This window comes from Thioalkalivibrio sp. AKL12 (assembly GCF_000377925.1).
Classification (GTDB): Bacteria; Pseudomonadota; Gammaproteobacteria; order Ectothiorhodospirales; family Ectothiorhodospiraceae; genus Thioalkalivibrio; species Thioalkalivibrio versutus.
The window spans coordinates 65561-86662 of record NZ_KB898893.1; the positions used below are offsets into that span (position 1 = coordinate 65561).

At 65.8% G+C, this 21102-nt stretch carries 19 protein-coding genes and 1 tRNA gene; 1 reads left to right on the top strand and 19 read right to left on the bottom strand.

Annotated elements, in window-relative coordinates; translation table 11 throughout:
- Nucleotides 1–21: 21 nt before the first annotated feature.
- From nuoF to rlmE, 13 genes are all read right to left on the bottom strand, one after another.
- On the bottom strand, nt 22–1302 hold the full coding sequence (gene nuoF / locus D579_RS0105065; protein WP_018176461.1) for an NADH-quinone oxidoreductase subunit NuoF: 1281 nt from the start codon (nt 1300–1302) through the stop codon (nt 22–24).
- A 1-nt stretch (nt 1303) separates the two neighbouring features.
- Nucleotides 1304–1834, bottom strand: a complete 531-nt coding sequence (gene nuoE, locus D579_RS0105070; protein WP_018167902.1) for an NAD(P)H-dependent oxidoreductase subunit E — start codon at nt 1832–1834, stop codon at nt 1304–1306.
- Nucleotides 1834–3087 carry an NADH-quinone oxidoreductase subunit D gene (locus D579_RS0105075; protein WP_018951292.1) on the bottom strand — a complete coding sequence of 418 codons (1254 nt, stop codon included), beginning with the start codon at nt 3085–3087 and terminating at the stop codon, nt 1834–1836. The genes nuoE and D579_RS0105075 overlap by 1 nt, the downstream gene beginning before the upstream one ends.
- Entirely contained in the window at nt 3080–3799 is a 720-nt protein-coding gene (locus D579_RS0105080) for an NADH-quinone oxidoreductase subunit C (protein ID WP_018146235.1), read from the bottom strand. The genes D579_RS0105075 and D579_RS0105080 overlap by 8 nt, the downstream gene beginning before the upstream one ends.
- A 17-nt stretch (nt 3800–3816) precedes the next feature.
- Nucleotides 3817–4293: an NADH-quinone oxidoreductase subunit B family protein gene (locus tag D579_RS0105085; RefSeq protein WP_012982122.1), complete on the bottom strand. Its 477-nt coding sequence runs from the start codon at nt 4291–4293 to the stop codon at nt 3817–3819.
- On the bottom strand, nt 4284–4640 hold the full coding sequence (locus D579_RS0105090) for an NADH-quinone oxidoreductase subunit A (protein ID WP_018146236.1): 357 nt from the start codon (nt 4638–4640) through the stop codon (nt 4284–4286). Before D579_RS0105090 ends, D579_RS0105085 begins: the two co-directional genes overlap by 10 nt.
- 265 nt (nt 4641–4905) lie before the next feature.
- Nucleotides 4906–4990 (bottom strand) — tRNA-Leu (locus tag D579_RS0105095).
- A 22-nt stretch (nt 4991–5012) separates the two neighbouring features.
- Nucleotides 5013–5396: a preprotein translocase subunit SecG gene (gene secG / locus D579_RS0105100; RefSeq protein WP_018167903.1), complete on the bottom strand. Its 384-nt coding sequence runs from the start codon at nt 5394–5396 to the stop codon at nt 5013–5015.
- A complete protein-coding gene (tpiA, locus tag D579_RS0105105) occupies nt 5393–6160 on the bottom strand; it encodes a triose-phosphate isomerase (RefSeq protein ID WP_018937955.1) in 768 nt (255 codons plus the stop codon). The genes secG and tpiA overlap by 4 nt, the downstream gene beginning before the upstream one ends.
- Before the next feature lie 145 nt (nt 6161–6305).
- On the bottom strand, nt 6306–7646 hold the full coding sequence (gene glmM / locus D579_RS0105110; protein ID WP_018167905.1) for a phosphoglucosamine mutase: 1341 nt from the start codon (nt 7644–7646) through the stop codon (nt 6306–6308).
- Nucleotides 7646–8533, bottom strand: a complete 888-nt coding sequence (folP, locus tag D579_RS0105115; protein ID WP_018176463.1) for a dihydropteroate synthase — start codon at nt 8531–8533, stop codon at nt 7646–7648. Before folP ends, glmM begins: the two co-directional genes overlap by 1 nt.
- Before the next feature lie 104 nt (nt 8534–8637).
- A complete protein-coding gene (ftsH, locus tag D579_RS0105120) occupies nt 8638–10617 on the bottom strand; it encodes an ATP-dependent zinc metalloprotease FtsH (protein WP_018146241.1) in 1980 nt (659 codons plus the stop codon).
- A 43-nt stretch (nt 10618–10660) separates the two neighbouring features.
- Nucleotides 10661–11287, bottom strand: a complete 627-nt coding sequence (gene rlmE / locus D579_RS0105125) for a 23S rRNA (uridine(2552)-2'-O)-methyltransferase RlmE (RefSeq protein WP_018167907.1) — start codon at nt 11285–11287, stop codon at nt 10661–10663.
- Between the two features lie 67 nt (nt 11288–11354).
- Here rlmE and yhbY point away from each other — a divergent pair, with 67 nt between their 5' ends.
- Nucleotides 11355–11654, top strand: coding sequence for a ribosome assembly RNA-binding protein YhbY (yhbY, locus tag D579_RS0105130; protein ID WP_018951293.1), 300 nt, complete (start codon nt 11355–11357; stop codon nt 11652–11654).
- Between the two features lie 49 nt (nt 11655–11703).
- Here yhbY and greA read toward each other — a convergent pair whose 3' ends face one another.
- The 6 genes from greA to aroC all read right to left on the bottom strand — a co-directional run bounded on the left by greA (nt 11704) and on the right by aroC (nt 20991).
- A complete protein-coding gene (gene greA / locus D579_RS0105135) occupies nt 11704–12183 on the bottom strand; it encodes a transcription elongation factor GreA (RefSeq protein ID WP_018146244.1) in 480 nt (159 codons plus the stop codon).
- Nucleotides 12180–15413 carry a carbamoyl-phosphate synthase large subunit gene (carB, locus tag D579_RS0105140; RefSeq protein ID WP_018146245.1) on the bottom strand — a complete coding sequence of 1078 codons (3234 nt, stop codon included), beginning with the start codon at nt 15411–15413 and terminating at the stop codon, nt 12180–12182. Before carB ends, greA begins: the two co-directional genes overlap by 4 nt.
- 60 nt (nt 15414–15473) lie before the next feature.
- The gene (gene carA, locus D579_RS0105145) at nt 15474–16607 is read right to left on the bottom strand and encodes a glutamine-hydrolyzing carbamoyl-phosphate synthase small subunit (RefSeq protein WP_018937958.1); all 1134 of its coding nucleotides are present in this window, start codon (nt 16605–16607) and stop codon (nt 15474–15476) included.
- 1206 nt (nt 16608–17813) lie between these two features.
- Nucleotides 17814–18608, bottom strand: coding sequence for a 4-hydroxy-tetrahydrodipicolinate reductase (gene dapB, locus D579_RS0105150; protein WP_018146247.1), 795 nt, complete (start codon nt 18606–18608; stop codon nt 17814–17816).
- A gap of 71 nt (nt 18609–18679) precedes the next feature.
- Nucleotides 18680–19843 carry an MFS transporter gene (locus D579_RS0105155; RefSeq protein ID WP_018951294.1) on the bottom strand — a complete coding sequence of 388 codons (1164 nt, stop codon included), beginning with the start codon at nt 19841–19843 and terminating at the stop codon, nt 18680–18682.
- A gap of 44 nt (nt 19844–19887) precedes the next feature.
- The gene (aroC, locus tag D579_RS0105160) at nt 19888–20991 is read right to left on the bottom strand and encodes a chorismate synthase (protein WP_018951295.1); all 1104 of its coding nucleotides are present in this window, start codon (nt 20989–20991) and stop codon (nt 19888–19890) included.
- Between the last annotated feature and the right edge of the window lie 111 nt (nt 20992–21102).

A 21102-nucleotide genomic window follows, 5' to 3' on the forward strand; every position in this document is an offset into this window, starting at 1 on the left:
ATGCGATGGCGCGGTAGAGCGTCAGGCGGCGTCTGCCACCGGGCTCCGGCCGTGCTGGATGTAGTATTCGAATTCGTGGCGGAAATGCTTGACGAAGCTGCGCACCGGCATGGCGGCGGCGTCGCCCAGGGCGCAGATGGTATGGCCCTCGATCTTGCTGGCCACGTCGTCCAGCCGTTCCAGGTCCTCGGGTCGGCCCTGGCCCTCGACGATGCGAGTGAGCATGCGGTAGAGCCACCCGGTCCCCTCGCGGCAGGGCGTGCACTGGCCACAGGACTCGGAGAAATAGAAGCGAGAGATCCGCTGCAGGGACTTCACCATGTCGGCGGTCTCGTCCATCACGATCACCGCCCCGGAGCCCAGCATGGAGCCGGCATGCGCGATGGAATCGAAGTCCATGTTGGCCTTCAGCATCACGTCGCCCGGTACCACCGGCACCGATGATCCGCCCGGGATCACCGCCTTCAGCTTGCGCCCGTTCAGCACACCGCCGGCCATTTCCAGCAGATCCTTGAACGGAGTGCCCAGCGGGATCTCGAAGTTGCCCGGCTTGTTCACGTGCCCGGACACCGAGAACAGCTTCTCGCCCCCGGACTTGGGCACACCCAGATCCGCGAACCACTGGCCGCCGTTTCGGATGATCGACGGGATCGAGGCGAGCGACTCGGTGTTATTGATCGTGGTCGGCTTGCCGTACAGGCCGTAGTTGGCCGGAAACGGGGGCTTGAAGCGCGGCTGGCCCTTCTTGCCTTCCAGCGATTCCAGCAGCGCCGTCTCTTCGCCGCAGATATAGGCGCCCGCCCCCAGCGACGGATGCAGATCGAAGTCCACCCCCGAGCCGAAGATGTCCTTGCCGAGGTAGCCGGCTTCGTAGGCCTCCTGCAGCGCGGCCGTAAAGCGCGTGTTCACTTCGTCCATGAACTCGCCGCGCATGTAGTTGTAGCCCACCGTCGCGCCGATCGCGTACCCAGCGATCGCCATGCCCTCGATCAGCGCATGCGGGTTGTACATCAGGATCTCGCGATCCTTGCAGGTACCCGGCTCGGATTCATCCGAGTTGCAGACGATGTACTTCTGCCCCGGGCTGTTGCGCGGCATGAACGACCACTTGAGACCGGTCGGGAAACCCGCACCTCCGCGGCCGCGGAGGTTGGAGGTCTTGACCTCCTCGATCACGTCCTCGGGGGCCATCTTGCCCTTGTAGACCTTCTCCAGCGCCTGATAGCCACCGACGCTCTTGTAGGTCTCGAGCGCGGCGGCGTTGTCCAGGTAACGCGTCGCAAAGCAGATCTGGTTGGCCATGCTACTTCTCCAGACCGTCGAGGATCTCGTCGACCCGCTCGGGGGTGAGATTCTCGTAGTACTTGTGGTCCACCTGCATCATCGGGGCGCCGCAACAGGCTGCAAGGCACTCCTCTTCCAGCTTCAGGTAGAACTTGCCGTCCGGTGTACTCTCGCCGCGCTTGATGCCCAGACGCTTCTCGAGATGCTCGATGATCGGCTCGGCGCCGCGCAGCATGCAGGAGATGTTGTCGCACACCATGATGGTGTGCTTGCCCACCGGCTCCAGTTCGTACATGGAGTAGAACGAACCCACCTCGTACACCGCGATCGCCGGCAGCCCGAGATAGTCGGCCACGGCATCCATCTTCGCGGTGGAGAGATAGCCATCCTCGTGCTGCACCGCACGCAGCGCGCCCAGAACGGCCGAGCGCTTCTGATCCTCGGGATAGCGCGCCAGCCAGGCGTCGATCTCTTCGCGCTCGTGCGCGCTCAGCTCGACCTTCTTCGCGGCGTGCTTGTGGAAGGCGACAGTTTTCTGTTCGGCAGCCATCAGCGGTCGATCTCCCCGAATACGATGTCCTGGGTCCCGATGATGGCGACCACGTCGGCCAGCATGTGGCCGCGCGCCATCTCGTCCAGCGCGGACAGGTGCACAAAGCCCGGCGGACGGACTTTCAGACGATACGGTTTGTTGGAACCATCCGAGACCAGGTAGACCCCGAACTCGCCCTTCGGATGCTCGATCGCCGCGTAGGCCTCGCCTTCCGGCAGGCACATGCCCTCGGTGAACAGCTTGAAGTGGTGGATCAGGGCCTCCATGTCGGCCTTCATCTCCTCGCGCTTGGGCGGGGTGATCTTGTGATCATCGAGGAGCACCGGGCCCGGATTCTGGCGCAGCCAGTCCACACACTGACGAATGATGCGGTTCGACTGACGCATCTCCTCGATGCGCACCAGGTAGCGGTCGTAACAATCGCCGTTGGTGCCCACCGGGATGTCGAAGTCGAGACGGTCGTAGACCTCGTAGGGCTGCTTCTTGCGCAGGTCCCACTCGATGCCCGAGCCGCGCAGCATCGGGCCGGTGAAGCCCAGCTGCTTCGCACGATCCGGGTCGACCACGCCGATCCCGACGGTGCGCTGCTTCCAGATCCGGTTATCGGTCAGCAGGGTCTCGTACTCGTCCACGCAGCCGGGGAAGCGCTCGGTAAACGCCTCGATGAAGTCCAGCAACGAGCCCTGACGGATCTTGTTCAGGTCATCCACCACCTCCTGCGACTTCCAGGAGGACGGTTGATACTTCGGCATCGTGCCGGGCAGGTCCCGCGCGACACCGCCAGGGCGGTAATAGGTCGCGTGCATGCGCGCACCCGAGACCGCCTCGTAGCAGTCCATCAGGTCCTCGCGCTCACGGAAGGCGTACAGGAACACCGCCATGGCGCCGATATCCAGCGCATGCGCCCCCAGCCACATCAGGTGGTTCAGGATGCGGGTGATCTCGTCGAACATCACCCGGATGTACTGCGCGCGCAGCGGGGCCTCGATGCCCAGCAGCTTTTCCATCGCGAGCACGTAGCCGTGCTCGTTGGCCATCATGGACACGTAGTCCAGACGGTCCATGTAGCCGATCGACTGGTTGTACGGCTTACTCTCCGCGAGCTTCTCGGTGCCGCGATGCAGCAGGCCGATGTGCGGGTCGGCCCGCTGCACCACCTCGCCATCCATCTCCAGCACCAGGCGCAATACGCCGTGGGCGGAGGGATGCTGCGGCCCGAAGTTGAGGGTGAAGTTGCGAATCTCAGGCATTCTCGGCTCCTTCGCCCGGCTTCTCGCCCTCGCTGTAGCGATGGTCGGCGCGGATCACCTTGGGCACCAGCACGCGCGGCTCGATCGTCACCGGCTGGTACACCACACGGGCCTGCTCGGCGTCATAACGCATCTCGACATGCCCGATCAGCGGGAAGTCCTTGCGGAACGGATGCCCCACAAAGCCGTAGTCCGTGAGGATGCGGCGCAGGTCCGGATGCCCGGAGAACAGGATGCCGAACAGATCGAAGGCCTCGCGCTCGAACCAGTTGGCCGAGGCCCAGACGTCCACGAGGGATTCGACCTCGGGGAACTCCTCGTCACTGAGCCAGGCGCGCATCCGCACGCGGCGGTTATGTTCGAGCGACAGCAGGTGAGCCACCACGGTGAACCGCGGGCCGTCCCAGTTGGAATCTTCCGGCGCATCATCGAAGGTGAAACGCCCGGAGGTCGCCGCTTCGACACCGCGGGAAAAGCCCGTATTGGTGGCGGAGTCGGTGCCCCATTCGTCCTGCCCGTATTCGAGGTAGTCCACCCCGCACAGGTCGATCAGGATCTCGAAGCCCAGGGCGTCGCGCAGCTTCTCGCCCGCCTCGCGCCAGGAGCCCGGTGCGATATCGACGGTAATCTCGCCGTTCGCCTCGTGCAGGCTTTCCAGGGCATCGCCCAGTTCCGCCCGCAGGGCGTCGGTCCAGTTGTCTTGTTCAGCCATCTGCTACCCCGGGTGCGTCAGCGCGCGATCGTGTTCGTGCGCCGGATCTTGTTCTGCAGCTGGATAATGCCGTAGAGCAGCGCCTCCGCCGTCGGCGGACACCCCGGCACGTAGACATCCACCGGCACGATGCGGTCGCATCCGCGCACCACCGCGTAGGAGTAGTGGTAGTACCCGCCCCCGTTGGCGCAGGACCCCATGGAGATCACCCAGCGCGGCTCGGGCATCTGGTCGTAGACCTTGCGCAGAGCCGGCGCCATCTTGTTGACCAGGGTGCCGGCCACAATCATCACGTCCGACTGGCGCGGGCTCGGCCGAAAGATGATCCCGAAGCGGTCGAGGTCGTAGCGCGCGGCACCGGCATGCATCATCTCCACCGCGCAGCAGGCGAGACCGAAGGTCATCGGCCAGAGCGACCCGGTGCGGGCCCAGTTGATGAGCTTGTCCGCCGAGGTGGTGACGAAGCCCTTCTCAAGAACGCCTTCTATTCCCATTCCAGCGCCCCCTTCTTCCACTCGTAGATGAAACCGACGACCAGAATGACAAGAAACAGGGCCATCGCAAGAAGCCCGAACAGGCCAATGGTGTCTAGCGACACGGCCCACGGGAAGAGAAACGCGATCTCGAGATCAAAGATGATGAACAGGATCGCAACCAGGTAGAAGCGGACATCGAACTTCAGCCGCGAATCCTCGAAGGCCTCGAAGCCGCACTCGTAGGGCGAATTCTTCGCCGCGTCCGGCTTGTGCGGACCCACGGCCATACCGACCACCAGCGGCACGACGCCGATCACGATGCCTACTGCGATGAACAGCAGGATGGGTAAATAACCTTCCAGCATTTCTCTCTCCCGTACGCCGCCTCAGGCGGGCAGGTTCGCGAGGCGTCGCGTGGATCGAGCGCGCCGGCGAGCCGTTCAGCGTTGCTGGTTGAAAGCGCGGGTACGACTCGGTCCCGCACAGACGCGGCAGAGCCGTACACCGGGCACGGAGTCTAGGTGATGCCCAAAAACGGTGTCAAGTATTCGTAATTTTATAAGATGCTGTTTTTATTGTTAATTACCCCGGGCGCCGACAGATATTCAGCGGCCCGGGGCAACGAGTATTTGGTGCAGATGGTGGGACTCGAACCCACACGGCTTGCGCCACTACCCCCTCAAGATAGCGTGTCTACCAATTCCACCACATCTGCCAATTCGTACAGGTACCGGATCTCAATCGGGCACATCGGCCGGCCGGCCGGATTGCGGGCCGCTGCCACCCGGGGGCTCTTGCCCCGGGAGCACTTCGGGCGGGAGGTCCGGCGGACCATCGCCCTCTTCTTCCATCGCCTCCATCTGGTCCAGCAGGCTCTCGGCCTCCGGGCTGGATGCCGCCAGATACGCCAGCGTCAGGCTGTTGAGGAAAAAGACCACCGCCAGCACGGCCGTCGAGCGGCTCAGGAAGTTGGCCGACCCGGCCGCACCGAACACCGTCGCCGATGCGCCGCTGCCGAAGGCCGCGCCCGCGTCGGCGCCCTTGCCGTGCTGCATCAGGATCAGCGCGATCAGGCCAAGCGATACCGCGACCTGGACCACCAGGAGCAGGCCGTAAATCATGCCGCGACCTGCTCGCCCGCGGCGCGGGCAATGGCGGAAAATGCGTCGGCATCCAGCGAGGCACCACCGATCAAACCGCCGTCGATGTCCTCGAGCGCCAGGAGGCCGGCCGCATTATCGGCCTTCATGCTGCCACCGTAGAGGATCCGAAGATCGGCTGCGACCTGCGGGTCGCGACCCGCAACACGGTTGCGGATGAATGCATGCACTTCCTGGGCCTGTTCCGGCGTGGCGGTCAAACCGGTGCCAATCGCCCAAACCGGCTCGTAGGCGATCACGGCGCCGGCGAATGCCTCGACTCCGGCCGCATCCAGGACCGCATCGAGCTGCTCGGCCACCACAGTCTCGGTGCGCCCGCCTTCGCGGTCGGCCTTCTGCTCGCCCACACACAGGATCGGGGTCAGCCCGGCGGCCTGCGCCGCAACGAACTTGGCTGCCACCCAGGCATTGTCCTCGTTCTGCCGCTCGCGGCGCTCGGAATGCCCGACGATCACATAGCGACACCCCACCTCGGCCAGCATGGAGCCGGCCAGTTCGCCGGTGTAGGCACCCTTTTCCTGGTCGGAACAATCCTGCGCGCCGACGGCGATGGGGCCACCGGACAGGTCGTTCGCGATTTCGGCGAGGTAGACCGCGGGCGGGCAGACCGCCACGTCCACGCCCCGGATGTCGCCCAGGCTGCCCTTCAGGGCGGACAGGAGCGCGCGGTTCGCGTCCCGCGAACCGTTCATCTTCCAGTTTCCGGCGACCAGCGGCGTGCGCATGCGGATCTTCCTCCTGCGATCGGCCGAACCCCGCAGATACACGGGGTCCGATCATGATGATTAGAGCGGCGGGATGTTACCGGCGCACCGGTAGCAAATCAACCAAGCCGTCGCGGGGCGCGCAGGCGAGGCTTGGTTGCGGGAATCAGATCGCCGCCCGGATGCTGTCCGCGATGCGCTCGGCGGCCGAGCGGGTCTCGTCGACATCTTCGCCCTCAACCATCACCCGCACCAGGGGCTCGGTACCGGAGGGACGCAGCAGGACCCGGCCACGCTGGCCGAGCTGATCTTCCACCGCGGCAACCTCGGCGCGCACTGGCTCGGCCTCGAGGCAGCCGGCCGCCGCACCGCTGACGGGCACGTTGATCAGGCACTGCGGCAGCTTGGGAATGGCCGCTGCGAGCGCCGAGAGCGGCTGGCCGGTACGGTGCATCAGGTGTGCAACCTGCAACGCCGCCACCGTACCGTCGCCGGTCGTGGTGTGCTCCAGACAGACAATATGACCCGACCCCTCGCCGCCCAGGGTCCAGTCGCGACGGCGGAGCTCCTCCAGGACATAGCGATCCCCGACCTTCGCACGCACGAACGGGATGCCGGCGCCCCCCAGGGCCTGCTCCAGCCCCAGGTTGGTCATCAGGGTCCCGACCACACCGCCGTCGAAGCCCCCGGCCTGTTGCCGTGCCAGCGCCAGGATCCCGAGGATCTGGTCCCCGTCGACCACGGTGCCGTCGGCATCGGCCAGGATCACCCGGTCACCGTCGCCGTCCAGCGCGATGCCGAGATCCGCCCCGGTCGCCCGCACCTGTTCGGCGACGTTTTCCGGGTGCAGGGCGCCGACCCCGTCGTTGATGTTGTAGCCGTCCGGACTGGCACCGAGGATCTCGACCTGCGCCCCCAGCTCCTCGAACACGTGCGGGGAGACGTTGTAGGTCGCGCCGTGGGCACAATCGATGACGATCTTCATCCCGCGCAGCTCGGAACGCGCCGGGATCGCGCTCTTGCAGAACTCGACGTAGCGTCCAGCGGCATCCTGGATGCGCACGGCCTTGCCCAGACGCGCACTGTTGATGGGCTGTGCCGGCTGATCGAGACGCGCCTCGATGGCCGCCTCGGTCGCATCCGGCAGCTTGTCGCCCTCGGGGGTGAAGAACTTGAACCCGTTGTCGTGGAATGGGTTGTGCGAGGCACTGATCACGACGCCCGCAGTGGCACGGAAGGTATGCGTCAAGTAGGCGATGGCCGGGGTCGGCATCGGTCCCAGCAACGCGACGTCCAGCCCGGCGGCGGACAACCCGGCCTCCAGTGCCGACTCGAACATGTAGCCGGACACGCGCGTGTCCTTGCCCACCAGGACCGGCCCCTGGCGGTGGCCGTTCTCGCCCAGCACCTCGCCCACGGCATACCCGAGGCGCAGCGCAAACTCCGGCGTCATCGGCCAGTCGCCGGTGCGCCCACGGATGCCGTCGGTTCCGAAATACTTGCCCATCAGTTCCCTCGATTGTCCTGTCCGTCGCCACCATCCGGTCGCAACGCTGAGTATAGCGCCAGGGCATCACGGGTCGCCGAGACATCGTGCACACGCAGGACACGCGCACCGGCCTGTGCCGCCAACAGGGCCGCCACGGCACTGCCGGGATCCCGCTCAGCGACCGGACGGTCATCCAGCAGCTGACCGATCATCGACTTGCGCGAGACGCCCACCAGCAGCGGCAAGCCGGAGGCCGCCAGGCGCGGCAGGCCGCGAAACAGCGCGACGTTGTGCTCCAGGGTCTTGCCGAAGCCGAAGCCCGGATCCAGCAGGATCTGGCCGCGCGGCACGCCGCCACGCAACAACTCCGCCACCCGCTGCTCGAGGAAGGCGCGCACCTCGTCCACCACATCGTCGTAATGCGGCGCCCGCTGCATCGACTGCGGATCGCCCTGCATGTGCATCGCGCAAAGCGCTACGCCACGCTCGCGGGCCGCCCCCATCGCGACCGCCAGCGCCCCTTCGGCGCGAAAGCCGTTCACGTCATTCAGCATCCCGGCACCGACGGCAACCGCCTCGCGCATCATCTCCGGCTTCATGGTGTCCACGGACAGCGGAACATCCAGTTCCGCGCGCAGGGCTTCGATGACCGGAAGCACCCGCTGACGCTCATCCTCCAGCGCCACTGGCGCCGCACCGGGGCGAGTGGATTCGCCGCCCACGTCAAGGATCTCCGCCCCCTCCGCGACCATGGCGCGGGCCCGCGTCAGCGCATCTTCCACCCGCGCGTACTGGCCACCGTCGGAGAACGAGTCCGGAGTGACGTTCAGAATCCCCATGATGCGCGGCTGCCCAAGGTCCAGGGCGTGCCCCCCGCATTGCAGTACCGGTGCGTCAGTCGGCACGATCGGCGTTCTCCTGTGAGTACCCAACGAGAAAGGCCGCCAGGACGAGGGCCTGGCGGCCAGTGGCGGCGACCGGATCCAAGCCCGGTCACAAAGTGGACGGATCAGGACTGCGGCGCAGGACCGCCGACCACGCCCTTGTCATCGTCACCCCGGCCATCGGAGCCGTCCTTGGCGTCGCCGTCGGCATCCGAGGCACCACCCTCGGCTTCGTCGCTGGCCTGCGCCGAGCCACCGGAACCGCCGCCGCTATCCCAATCCGCCGGCTCGCGGGGCTCGCGCCCGGCCATGATGTCCGCGATCTGCTTGTCGTCGATGGTCTCGTACTTCATCAGCGCCCGCGCCATCGCGTGCAGCGTATCGATATTGTCGACCAGGATCTGCTTCGCATGCTGGTAGTTCGCATCGATGATGTGACGGACCTCGGCATCGATCTGGCGCGCAGTGTCGTCGGACATCGGCTTCGACTTGCCCATTTGCCCACCCAGGAACGGATGCCCTTCTTCCTCACCGTAATCCAGCGGGCCGAGCTTTTCCGACAGGCCCCACTTGGTGACCATGTTGCGGGCGATCTGAGTGGCGCGCTCGATATCGTTCGAGGCTCCGGTGGTCACCTTGTCATTGCCGAAGATAATCTCTTCTGCCAGACGCCCGCCAAACAGGCTCGCCAGCTGACTCTCCAGACGCGTCTTCGAGTGGCTGTAGCGGTCCTCCTCGGGCAGGAACATGGTCACGCCCAGGGCTCGCCCGCGCGGGATGATGCTGACCTTGTAGACCGGGTCGTGCTCCGGCACCGTCAGGCCAACAATCGCGTGGCCGGCCTCATGGTAGGCGGTCAGCTTCTTCTCGTCCTCGGACATCACCATGGACTTGCGCTCGGCGCCCATCATGATCTTGTCCTTGGCGCGCTCGAAGTCGGACATGTCCACCAGGCGCTTGTTGGAGCGCGCCGCAAACAACGCCGCCTCGTTGACCAGGTTGGCCAGATCCGCGCCGGAGAAACCCGGCGTGCCGCGCGCGATCAGATCCGGACGGACATCGTCGGAGATCGGCGTTTTCTTCATATGCACCTTGAGGATCTGCTCGCGACCGCGTACGTCCGGCGGCGGCACCACCACCTGGCGGTCGAAGCGACCCGGGCGCAGCAGCGCCGGGTCAAGCACGTCCGGACGGTTGGTCGCGGCAATCACGATAACCCCCTCGGTGCCCTCGAAGCCGTCCATCTCGACCAGCAGCTGGTTCAGGGTCTGCTCACGCTCGTCGTGACCGCCGCCCATGCCGGCACCACGCTGGCGACCGACCGCGTCGATCTCGTCGATGAAGATGATGCAGGGGGCGTGCTTCTTGGCCTCGGCGAACATGTCGCGCACGCGCGAGGCGCCCACGCCAACGAACATCTCGACGAAATCGGAACCGGAGATGCTGAAGAACGGCACCTTGGCCTCGCCGGCAATCGCCTTGGCCAGCAGCGTCTTGCCGGTACCCGGAGAGCCGACCATCAGCACGCCGCGCGGAATCTGGCCACCCAGCTTCTGGAACTTGGACGGGTCGCGCAGGAAGTCGACCAGCTCGGTCACCTCCTCCTTGGCCTCGTCGCAGCCGGCCACGTCATTGAAGCTGACCTTGACCTGGTCCTCGGACATCAGCTTGGCCTTGGACTTGCCGAAGGACATCGCGCCCTTGCCACCGGCACCACCGCCCTGCATCTGGCGCATGAAGTAGATCCACACGGCGATCAGCAACAGGATCGGGAACCAGCTGATCAGGATGCTCATCAGCAGGGAGCGCTCGGCTTCCTCGTGGGCGTTCAGCTCCACGTTGTTCTGCAGCAGGTCGCCGATCAGACCGGGGTCGTTCGGGTTCACCGTGGTAAACGCCTGGCCCTCGATCGTCGTACCCTCGATCTTCTCGCCCTTGATGGTCACGTTGTCCACGCGACCGCCCTGCACGTCGCGGATGAACTCGGAGTACGTAATGCTCCGAACATCCTGCGTCTGCTGCTGCGGGCCGAAGTTGTTGAAGACGGACATCAGGACGACGGCAATTACCGCCCAGATGATCAGATTCTTGGCCAGACCGTTCAAAACGACACCTCGAAGAACATTTAATCGTTAGCTTTTGGCAGCTTTACACATCCCGGGGCTCACGCGCCAATACGTACACTTCGCGTGACCGTGGCCGCGATGCCTTCGGCTTGCGCACCTTTACCGAGCCGAACCGCCGACGCACCTCGGCCAGATAGGCATCAGAACCTTCACCCTGAAACAGCTTGACCAGAAATGCGCCCCCGGGGTTCAGAATGCGTGTCGCCAAGTCCAGCGCCAGTTCACAAAGATGGATCGAACGCGGCAGATCCACCGCACCCGTCCCGGTCAGGTTGGGGGCCATGTCGGAAAGCACAAGATCGGCACGCTCATCGCCCACCAGGGCAAGTATCGCGTCCAGCACGGCGTCCTCGCGGAAGTCGCCGGTGACGATCTCCGCGCCCGGCACCGGGTCCATCGGCAAGATGTCCGTGGCAATCAGCACGCCCTTGCGGCCAATCTTCCGAGCGGCGTACTGCGTCCAGCCGCCCGGTGCCGCGCCGAGGTCCACCACGCGCATGCCGGGTTTCAGCAGCCGATCGCGCTCATCGATCTCCTGCAGCTTGTACACCGCCCGCCCGCGGTAACCCTCCTGCTGGGCCCGCTGGACGTAGGGATCGTCGAAATGCTCCTTCAACCAGCGCTGACTGGAGCGGCTACGCTTGGGCATTGAGCGGCCTCGCAGCTGCGGACGGCATGCTACAATTTTGATGTTTAAACACTGAAAATGGCCTCCTGTGAATCTGACCGACGCGCAACGCCGCCATCTGCGCAGCCTCGCCCATCCGCGCAAGCCCATCGTGACCATTGGCCGCAATGGGCTGACGGATGCCGTACTGGCGGAGCTGGAGCTGGCGCTGACCCACCACGAGCTGGTCAAGATCAAGGTGAACATCGGCGACCGCGAGGTCCGCAACGGCACCGTGGAAAAGCTCTGCGAACGCACCGGCGCCGCGCGAGTGCAACGCGTCGGCTATGTCGCCACCCTGTTCCGCCGCAACCCGGATGACCCGAAGGTCTCCCTGGACCCGGCCTGACCCCACCGCCCGGTTGCGCCCCTGAGCGCGAGCGGGATCCGCCGCGTCATCAGTTGACGTAGCGAACCTCCAGGATCTCGTATTCCGTCTCCCCGCCCGGGGCCTGCACGGTCACGACGTCGCCTTCTTCCTTGCCGATCAGCGCCCGCGCAATCGGCGACGACACCGAGATCATGTTGTTCTTGATATCGGCCTCGTCGTCACCAACGATCTTGTAGGTGACCTGGCGCCCGTCCGCAGTCGCCTCCAGCACCACGGTGGTCCCGAACACCACCTTGCCGGTCTGCGGCAGGGTGGCCACGTCGATGATCTGGGCGTTGGAGAGCTTCGACTCCAGCTCGCGGATGCGGCCCTCGATAAAGCTCTGCTGTTCGCGTGCCGCGTGGTACTCGGCATTCTCCTTGAGGTCACCGTGCTCGCGCGCATCGGAGATCGCGTTGACCACGCGCGGGCGATCCTCGCCCTTCAGCTTCTTCAGCTCTTCCTTCATCTTTTCCGCGCCAGTCACGGTCAAGGGCGTCTTGTTCATGCGCTTTTCCCTCCGAGATTTTCCTGGTGGAGGTCCTGCAGCCGGAAGACGTCATTCGCCCCCAGGTGATCCAGGGCCTGTACGGTGGCCTTGGCCCCGGCGATCGTGGTGGTATAGCCCACCTTGTGCATCAACGCCTCGCGGCGAATGGTGTAGGAGTCGGAGGTCGACTGCTTCCCCTCCACGGTATTGATGATGAAGCTGATCTCGTCGTTCTTGATCATGTCCACGATGTGCGGGCGACCCTCGGTGACCTTGTTCACGCGCGTCACCTGAATGCCGGCTTCCTCCAGCACGTTCGCCGTGCCACGCGTCGCCAGGACCTCGAAGCCCAACTCCACCAGGCGCCGGGCCACTTCCGCCACGTGCGGCTTGTCGATCTCGCGCACCGACACGAAGGCCTTGCCGGTGGACGGCAACAGTACGCCCGCTCCCAGCTGGCTCTTGGCGAACGCCTCGGCAAAACTGCGCCCGACCCCCATCACCTCTCCAGTGGATTTCATCTCCGGCCCAAGGATCGGGTCCACGCCCTGGAACTTGGCGAACGGAAACACCGATTCCTTCACCGAATAATAGTCCGGATAGACCGCATCGCCCACGCCCTGCTCGGGCAGGGTCTGCCCGACCATGCAACGCGCGGCGATCTTGGCCAGTGGCCGTCCGACGCTCTTGGAGACGTACGGCACGGTGCGCGAGGCCCGTGGATTCACCTCCAGCACGTAGATATCGTCGCCCTTGATCGCAAACTGGGTGTTCATCAGGCCGACGACCTTCAGGCCCAGTGCCATCTTGCGCACCTGCTCGACCATCTCGTCCTGGAGTTCCATGGACAACGAGAACGGCGGCAGGGAACAGGCGGAGTCGCCCGAGTGCACGCCGGCCTGCTCGATGTGCTCCATGATCCCGCCGATGATCACGTTCTCGCCATCCGAGATCGCGTCCACATCGACCTCGATGGCGTCATCCAGGAAGCGGTCCAGCAGCACCGGGGCATCATTGGAGACGGACACCGCGTTCTTCATGTAGCTGCGCAGGTCCTCGCGGTCGCGCACGATCTCCATCGCGCGCCCACCGAGCACGTAGGACGGACGTACGACCAGTGGGTAGCCGATCTCCTCGGCCAGCTTCTCGGCCTCCTCCTCGCTGCGCGCGGTGCGGTTCGGCGGCTGCTTGAGCCCCAGCTTGTTCAGCAGGGCCTGGAAGCGCTCGCGGTCCTCGGCCAGGTCGATGGAGTCCGGGCTGGTGCCGATGATCGGCACGCCGGCGGCCTCCAGGTCCCGCGCGAGCTTCAGTGGCGTCTGGCCACCGTACTGCACGATCACGCCGGCCGGCTTCTCGGTCGCCACGACCTCCAGCACGTCCTCCAGCGTCAGCGGCTCGAAATACAGCCGGTCCGAGGTGTCATAGTCGGTGGAGACGGTCTCCGGGTTGCAGTTGACCATGATGGTCTCGTACCCGTCTTCGCGCATCGCGAGTGCGGCATGCACGCAACAGTAGTCGAACTCGATGCCCTGACCGATGCGGTTGGGCCCGCCGCCCAGCACCATGATCTTTTGCTTGTCGGTGGGATCCGCCTCGTTCTCCTCTTCGTACGAGGAGTACATGTAGGCCGTGGTCGTCGCGAACTCGGCCGCACAGGTATCCACCCGCTTGTACACCGGGCGCACGCCCAGTCCATGGCGGTGTTTGCGCACCGCCTTCTCGGTATCGTTCACCAGTTTCGCCAGGCGCAGGTCGGAGAATCCGCGCTGTTTCAGACGGTACATCTCCTCGGCGCTGATCTCGCCCAGGATGCGGTCCTTCACGCCCTTCTCGACGTCCACCAGCTCCTGAATCTGGGCCAGGAACCAGGGGTCGATCGCGGTCAGGTCGAAGATATCCTGGATCGAGAAACCCGCACGGAAGGCATCGGCCACGTACAGCACCTGCTCGGGGCTGGGGTTGGCGAGCTTCGTGCGCAGCTGATCGGTCACGTCATCGGCGGTCAGATCGATGCGCTCGTCGAGGCCGTCCATGCCGGTCTCCATCGAGCGCAGCGCCTTCTGGAACGACTCCTGGAAGGTGCGGCCAATGGCCATGGCCTCGCCCACCGCCTTCATCTGGGTGGTCAGGCGTGCATCCGCCTGCGGGAACTTCTCGAAGGTGAAGCGCGGGATCTTGGTGACCACGTAATCGATGGACGGCTCGAACGAGGCCGGGGTCAGACCGCCGGTAATGTCGTTCTTCAGCTCGTCGAGGGTGTAGCCCACCGCCAGCTTGGCCGCGACCTTGGCGATCGGGAAGCCGGTCGCCTTGGAGGCCAGCGCGGAGGAACGCGACACCCGCGGGTTCATTTCGATCACGATCATGCGCCCGTTCTCCGGGTTGATCGCAAACTGCACGTTGGAGCCGCCGGTCTCCACGCCGATCTTGCGCAGTACCGCCAGCGAGGCGTCGCGCATGATCTGGTATTCCTTGTCGGTCAGGGTCTGCGCCGGGGCCACGGTGATCGAGTCGCCGGTGTGGATACCCATCGGATCGAGGTTCTCGATGGAGCAGATGATGATGCAGTTGTCCGCCTTGTCACGGACCACCTCCATCTCGAACTCCTTCCAGCCGAGCGCGGACTCCTCCAGCAGCACCTGGTTCACCGGCGAGAGATCGATCCCGTTCTTGACGATGTACTCGAACTCCTCGCGGTTGTAGGCGATGCCGCCGCCCGAACCACCGAGGGTGAAGGACGGCCGGATGATCACCGGGAAGCCGATCTTCGGCTGGATCTCCTGCGCCTCCTCCCAGGAGTGCGCGAGCATCGCGGTCGGCGTATCCAGGCCGATATCAGCCATCGCCGCCTTGAAGTGGTCGCGGTCCTCGGCCATATCGATCGCCGCCTCGTTGGCACCGATCATCTCCACACCGAACTTCTCGAGCACGCCTTCCCGGGACAGGTCCAGCGCGCAGTTCAGCGCGGTCTGCCCGCCCATGGTCGGCAGCACCGCGTCCGGGCGCTCCTTCTCGATGATCTGGGCGACCGTCTGCCAGTCCACCGGCTCGATGTAGGTGGCATCCGCCATCTCGGGGTCGGTCATGATGGTCGCCGGGTTGGAGTTCACCAGGATCACCCGGTAGCCCTCCTCGCGCAGGGCCTTGCAGGCCTGGGCGCCGGAGTAATCGAACTCGCAGGCCTGACCGATCACGATCGGGCCGGCCCCGAGGATCAGGATGCTCTGGATGTCGGTACGCTTGGGCATGTGACGGCTCTCGCAGGCTGTCGAAATCGGAAATTCGGTCGGAAAATCGGGGGGAAGGCGTTAGCTGCGCGCCGTGCGCATCATCTCGACAAAGTCGTCGAACGCCGGGGACACGTCATGCGGCCCCGGGCTCGCCTCGGGGTGGCCCTGCAGGCTGAACGCCGGGCAGTCGGTGCGGGCGACGCCCTGCAGCGTGCCGTCGAACAGCGACCGGTACGTCGGCGTCAGCGTCTCCGGCAGGTTGTCTTCGTCGATCGCGAAGCCGTGGTTCTGCGACGAGATCATCACTCGCCCACTGGCCTCGTGCCGGATCGGGTGGTTCGCCCCGTGGTGGCCGAACTTCATCTTCACGCTCTTGCCGCCACTGGCGATACCCAGCAACTGATGCCCCAGGCAGATCCCGAACAGCGGCAGCTTGCGCTCGCAGAAATCCCGGATCGCCTCGATCGCATAGGTGCAGGGCTCGGGATCGCCCGGCCCGTTGGACAGGAACACCCCGTCGGGCTTGAGCTCCATCACCTCGTCCACCGGCGTCTCGGCCGGGACCACGGTCACGCGGCAGCCGCGATCCGCCAGCATGCGCAGGATGTTCTGCTTCATGCCAAAGTCGTAAGCGACCACGTGATAGTCGGCGGCCTTCGCATCGACCCGCGCCGGTTCTTCACCCAGCTGCCAGGTCCCTTCCAGCCACTCGTAGCGGCTGCGCGTGGTCACCTCGCGCGCCAGATCCATGCCCTTGATCCCGGGGAACTCGCGCGCGGCCGCCAGGGCCGAGGCCTCGTCCACGTCGCCGGCCTGAATGCAGCCGTTCAGCGCGCCCTTCTCGCGCAGGATGCGGGTCAACTTGCGGGTATCGATCCCGCTGATCGCCACAATGCCATGACGCAGCAGGTAGTCCGGCAGCGACTCGCGCGAGCGCCAGTTGGACACCAGCGGCGGCAGATCCCGGATGATCAGGCCCGCGGCATGAGCCCGCGAGGACTCGTCGTCTTCCGGGTTCGTTCCGGTGTTGCCGATATGCGGGTAGGTCAGCGTGACCATCTGCCGGTGATAGGACGGGTCGGTGAGGATCTCCTGGTACCCGGTCATCGCGGTGTTGAACACCACCTCGCCAACCGTCTGGCCCAGGGCGCCAATCGCCTGACCATGAAACACAGTGCCATCTTCCAGGACGAGCAGAGCAGGCGCGGACACAGGGGGACCTCCGGGTGGTCTGGGTCGGGGCCGCCAGGCGATTCGCCGGCGGCGGTACTGCGATTCGTTCGGGATCTGCGACCCGCCCTCGTCCGCACCATTCTACCGGGGTGTGAACCCCTTTTTCGGCAACGATTCGGTGCTCGGAGGACGGATACGATTACGCCTTCAAGTGTACGCGAGCGCCGCGCGCGGCGTCCAACGAGATCCCCACGCCCGGCGTCTCCGCCCGCCGCTCGCCGCCCGCTTTCCGGGGCCCGAACACTGCCTACCCAGCCCAGGTATGAAGCCGATGCTCCGTGGCTAGCCTGGCCTTTTCAGGCTGGCCCTGGTTCATCGCTCGGTGTTTACGGTGGCTTCGTCCGGCCGCCTGCCAGGCGCTCTCTCGCGAGCGCACCGCGAGGTACTTCTTTGCTCGTGCAAAGAAGTACCCAAGAAACACGCCCGACTGCCGCGACCCCGGCCCGCTGCGCGGGCCGGGGTTTCCCTCGCTCCGAGGCTTTTCGCGGGCGGCGCTGAACTCGCTGCGCCTTCGGCTTCGCTCAGACATCCAGCGCCTTTTCTCCCGCGAAAAGCCTCTCCGCTCGGCGCGACGACAACGGGGAGGCAGGTCCAAACAACGGCTATCCCAGCGTTGTTGCCAATGGATGATGGCTAGGTCTTCGAGCATCTTCGGCACGCTCGGCCTTCGGCCATGGCGTGCCGCGCCCGCGTAGCGGGCGCCGGGGGGCGTAGGATGTGATGAGCGCAGCGAATCGCATCAGGGTTTCGCACGACGTGGGGAACGGTGCGTTTCGCTGCGCTCAACCGCACCCTACCGGATACCGTCGGTTTTGACCTTCGCCTCCCGTATGGAGCCCCTTGCGGAAGGGTCCTCGGGCCGGCCAGTTAAGAATAGACATGGGGCGCTGGATGTCTGAGCGGAGCCGAAGGCACAGCGAGTTCAGTGCCGCCGGCCCGAGGGCCCTGGAGCAAGGTTCCCGGGCGGAATCCGGGTGCGCCTCGAAGGGTGCTTTCTTGGGCAAGCAAGAAAGTACCTCGCGGCGCGCTGGCGAGTCAGCGCCTGGCAGGCGGCTCGACGAAAGCACCGTAAACACCCGATGCCGAACCAGGGCCAGCCACAACAAGCCTGGCGGCCGGACGAAGGCACCGTAAACACCGGATGACGAACCAGGCCTAGCCTTCGCCAAACGCAGCCCCTACCGGCTAGAGGTCGCGCAGCCCCAGCACATCCTGCATGTCGAACAGCCCATTGCCGGCACCAGCCAGCCAGACCGCCGCACGCACCGCACCGGAGGCGAACACCGTGCGACTGGAGGCCTTGTGGGTAATCTCCACACGCTCGCCATCACCCGCGAACAGCGTGGTGTGCTCGCCGACGATGTCACCGCCGCGCACCGTGGCAAACCCGATAGTGCGCCGGTCACGGGCTCCGGTCTGGCCCTCGCGCCCGTAGACGGCGTCCTGCTCCAGATCGCGGCCCAGGGTCTCCGCGACCACACGCCCGAGCTTCAGCGCGGTACCGGAGGGCGCGTCCACCTTGTGCCGGTGATGGGCCTCCAGGATCTCCACATCCACGCTGTCGCCCAGCGCCCGCGCGGCCAGCTCCACCAGCTTGAAGGTCAGATTGACCCCGACACTCATATTCGGCGCATAGACGATCGGCAGATCCCCTGCCGCCGCCTGCAGGCGCTGCTCCTGCTCCGCATCCAGCCCGGTCGTGCCGATCACCAGTGCCTTTCCGGCGTTCGCACACAGCTCCAGGTGCTGCATGGTCGCCTGCGGCGAGGTGAAATCGATCAGCACATCGAAATCGTCGGTAACCGTCGCCAGATCCTCGACCAGGCGCACCCGGCCCTCCGCGCCCACCGCCTGACCGATGGTCTCGCTGCCGGGGCGCTCACTGGCCGCCCCCAGCTGGGCATCGGGGTGTTCGTCCACCGCCTGCACCAGGTTCTGGCCCATGCGCCCGCCGGCGCCCGCAATCGCAATTCGAATCATCTTTGTTCCATCCAGTGCTATCGGTCCATCGGGTTACGCGCACCCTACGAAGCTTTGCGTGGGCACGCCAGTTACAGGGTTCGCACCGGGGTGCGGAAACGCCATTCGCCATACACCGAGGCGACCACCCCGGCCGCTGCCAGGAATGCCGCGAACACATACACCGAGGCTGGGCTGATGCCATCCCACAGATAGCCGGCCACCAGGGATCCCGAGGCACCGCCCAGCCCGAAGGCCAGCGACGAATACAGGGCCTGCCCGCGCCCCTGCAACCGCCCGGGGAAGAAATAGTGGATCAGCGAGATCGCCGCCGCGTGGTATACCCCGTAGCTGGCCGCATGCAGGATCTGGATGAACAGCAGCATCGGCAGAGAATCCGGCACCGCCGCCAGCAGCCCCCAGCGCAGCGTGGTCAACACCAGCGCCGCCGACACCAGCAACCAGGCCCCAAAACGCAGGATCAGCCGCGGCATCAACAGGAACAGCACCACCTCGGCCGCCACCCCCAGCGCCCACAGCTGCCCGGCCACCGAGCGCGAGTAGCCGGCCTGTTCCAGGTACAGGGTAAAGAAGGCGTAGTACGGCCCGTGGCTCGCCTGCATGAAGAAGCAGGCCACAAACAGCGCGATCACCTCGGGGCGGCGCAACACGGTTAGCAGGGGCGGGGCGTTATTGTCCTCGTCGAGGTTGCGCGCCGGCTCGCGCACGAACTGCGACGCCGCCACCACCGCGATCAGCACCGCCAGCACGATCCACGGCAGCCAGGCCACTGCGATCCGGTCGAAGGCCCAGCCCAGCACCGCCACCGCGACGATGAAACCGACCGAGCCCCACAGCCGGACCAGCGCGTAGCGATGCGCGTCCCGCCCCAGCGACCGCATGGTGGCCGCCTCGAACTGCGGCAGGATCGCGTTCCAGAAGAAACTGTAGGCGGCCATCACCACGGCCAGCCACCAATACCCGGTGTACAGCAACACTCCGGTGAAGGCGACCGCCCCGCCCAGCGCGCCCCAGCGGGCGATCGGCATGTGCGCGCCGGCGCGATCCGCCAGCCAGCCCCAGACGTTGGGCGCAATGATCTTGGTCGCCAGCACGATCGCCATCAGCTCGCCGATCTGGGCGCCGCTGAACCCCTCCTCGGAGAGGTACGGCCCCCAGAACGGCATGAAGGCGCCGAGGCTGGCGAAATAGAAGAAGTAGACCGCGGACAGGCGCGCATTCTGCGTCACTGCCATGAGGGGACCGCTACACGATCAGGACGACACGGCCGAAGGCCGCGTCATTCGCCGGGATGGTCGCGCAGCTCCAGCCCCGAGTCCGGGACATCGGCGTTCTGCGCACGGTGACGCAGGGCGTGGTCCATCAGCACCAGCGCCATCATCGCCTCGGCGATCGGGGTCGCGCGGATGCCCACGCAGGGGTCGTGCCGCCCCTTGGTGACCACCTCCACCGGCTCGCCGGCGGTGTTGATGCTGCGCCCGGGCAGACGGATGCTGGACGTCGGCTTCATGGCAATGCTGGCCTGCACCGCCTGACCGGTGCTGATCCCGCCCAGCACGCCGCCGGCGTGGTTGGACAGAAAGCCCTCGGGGGTGATCTCGTCGCGGTGCTCGGTGCCGCGCTGGGTCACGGATTCGAAACCCGCGCCGATCTCCACGCCCTTCACCGCGTTGATGCTCATCAGCGCGTGGGCCAGGTCGGCGTCCAGGCGGTCGAACACCGGCTCGCCCCAGCCAGCCGGCACCCCGGTCGCCTCGACCGTCACCCGTGCCCCGATGGAATCGCCCGACTTGCGCAGGGCGTCCATGTACTCCTCCAGTTCCGCGACCTTGTCCGGATCCGGGGAGAAGAACGGGTTGTCGTTCGCGATCTCCGGCTGCTTCGGCTCCAGCTCGATCGGTCCTAGCTGCGACAACCAACCGCGGATGGTGATCCCGTAGCGCTGCTCGAGATAGCGCCGCGCGATGCCGCCGGCCGCCACCCGCAGCGCGGTTTCGCGCGCAGAACTGCGCCCGCCGCCGCGGTAGTCACGCACGCCGTATTTCTGGTGATAGGTGTAGTCCGCATGCCCCGGGCGGAAGCGGTCCTGGATGTCGCCGTAATCCTTGGAGCGCTGATCGACGTTCTCGATCAGCAGCCCGATCGGCGTACCCGTGGTACGCCCCTCGAACACCCCCGACAGGATACGGACCTGATCCGGCTCGCGACGCTGGGTGGTGTGGCGCGACTGGCCCGGCCGGCGGCGATCCAGGTCAAACTGCAGATCCGCCTCGCAAAGCTCCAGACCGGGCGGACAACCGTCCACCACCGCGCCCAGGGCCGGCCCGTGACTTTCACCAAAGGTACTGACGACGAACAGTCGCCCAAAGCTGTTTCCCGACATGCGCGTAGTGTATCCGCGGCCGCGCCGGCTGTCGCCTGTTCCCCCACCCCGCGGCCGGTCGGCGACGGGCGGAATGGCACGCTCGGCAACCACGGCCCCTATCTGCCATGA